Raw genomic sequence first — 1,813 nt, 5'->3', positions numbered from 1 at the left:
CTTTCGGGACTTGTCGAGAGCTTGCCCAGCGCCTCGTCGCGGCTGCCTTCCCTCCGCTTGCGGTTCTTGATCAGTCCGCCCTCGCCGATCGGACGGCGATCGACCCCGTCGCGCGTGAATTTCGGCCGCTCAACTTCTTCCGGGCGCGGTTCGGTGCGCCGCACCGGCTTGTTGGAGAAGGGTTTTGTGATCTCGGCGTCGAAATTGGCGCCGGATTCCTCGACCAGGCGCTCGCCGAGCTGGTCGCGCAGCACGCGGCCCTTGATCTCCAGCACATGGCCCTCCGGCAACTCGTCGAGCTGGAACGGCCCGTAGGAAATGCGGATCAGCCGTGTGACATCGAGGCCGAGGGAGCCGAGGATGTTCTTGACCTCGCGGTTCTTGCCTTCGCGCAAGCCGATGGTCAGCCAGGCGTTCGAGCCCTGCTCGCGGTCGAGCGAGGCCTCGATCGCGCCGTAGAAGACGCCATCGACGGCAATGCCTTCACGCAAGCCGGCGAGCGCGCTTTCCTCGACCTTTCCGTGGACGCGCACGCGGTAGCGCCTGAGCCAGCCGGTGGCCGGCAATTCGAGCACGCGCGACAGGCCACCATCATTGGTGAGCAGCAGCAGGCCTTCCGTGTTGATGTCGAGCCGGCCGATCGTCATCAGCCGCGGCAAATCGGCCGGCAGCACGTCGAACACGGTCTTGCGGCCCTCGGGGTCGCGGTTGGTGGTCACCACGCCGGCCGGCTTGTGGAACAGGAACAGCCTGGTGCGCTCGATCGGCGGGATCTCCATGCCGTCGAGATGGATGATGTCGCCCGGCATGACGTTGAAGGCCGGCGAAGTGAGAGCCCGGCCATTGACCTTGACGCGGCCGGCCGCGATCAGCTCCTCGGCGTCGCGGCGCGAGGCCAGGCCAGCGCGGGCCAGCCGCTTGGCGATGCGCTCGCCGGCCTCTTCCGTTGCTTCGGCGGGACGCGGACGCGGCTTGAAGCCTTGTGGACGATCGCCACCGAAGTCGCGCTTTGGACGATCGCTGAAATCGCGTTTGGGTCGGTCGGCGAAGTCGCGCTTGGGACGCTCAAAGCGCTTTTCGCCACCCGCTGCTGCGGCAGCCGACCGTTCGCCGCGTGGCTTGAAGTCGCGCTTCGGCCGTTCGCCATCGGCTGCCATCGGACGATCGCCACGCGGCGCGTAAGGCTTGCGCGCGCCCTCGCGCTTCTCATACGGCTTGCCTTCCGGACGCGGACCTTTGTGGAACGGTCTTTCAGCGCGCGCTTCGCCCGGCTTGCTCGGCTTGTACGCGCGTTTGAAATCGCGCTGCGGCCGCTCGCCTTCGGCTGCCATCGGACGATCGCCGCGCGGCGCGTAAGGCTTGCGCGGCCCCTCCCGCTTCTCGAAGGGCTTGCCTTCGGGACGCGGTCCCTGGCGAAACGGCTTGTCGCCGCTTTTGAAGTCGCGCTTCGGCCTGTCGCCCTCGGCCGCCATGGGCCGGGCGCCGCGTGGCGCATAAGGTTTCTTGGCGCCGAAGGACGACTTGCCACCCTTGCCGGCGGCGCCATCACGGCGCGGCCCCGCCGCTTTCGGACCGCTTTTGCCCGGACCTTTTTGGCGCGGGAATTTCTTGTCGTTGTCGTCCATGTGGCCTTTGCTCGTTTGCGCGGGTAGATAACAGGATCGGGCCTGAGTAGCGAGGAGATAATCGGAATGGAAACCGCGTGAAGCGGCCGGATTTCATGGCGCTGGCGCTGCGCGAGGCGGAAGCGGCCGCCCTTCGCGGCGAAGTGCCGGTCGGCGCGGTCGTCGCCAATGGCGGCACAGTCGTCGCC

1 protein-coding gene and 1 pseudogene are annotated in these 1,813 nt (G+C 67.5%); one reads left to right on the top strand and one right to left on the bottom strand.

What is annotated here, in order from left to right; translation table 11 throughout:
- The coding region (locus CN311_RS31645) for a pseudouridine synthase (protein WP_097577486.1) at positions 1-1,625 on the bottom strand (1,625 nt) is incomplete at its 3' end.
- Between the two features lie 77 nt (positions 1,626-1,702).
- On the opposite strand from CN311_RS31645, the pseudogene CN311_RS33595 reads away from it, so the two are divergent.
- Positions 1,703-1,813, top strand: a pseudogene (locus tag CN311_RS33595) (nucleoside deaminase); the annotation flags it as partial.

It is taken from the genome of Mesorhizobium sanjuanii (assembly GCF_002529485.1).
Taxonomy (GTDB): Bacteria; Pseudomonadota; Alphaproteobacteria; order Rhizobiales; family Rhizobiaceae; genus Mesorhizobium; species Mesorhizobium sanjuanii.
This window is presented reverse-complemented; position numbering and strand designations above follow the sequence as displayed.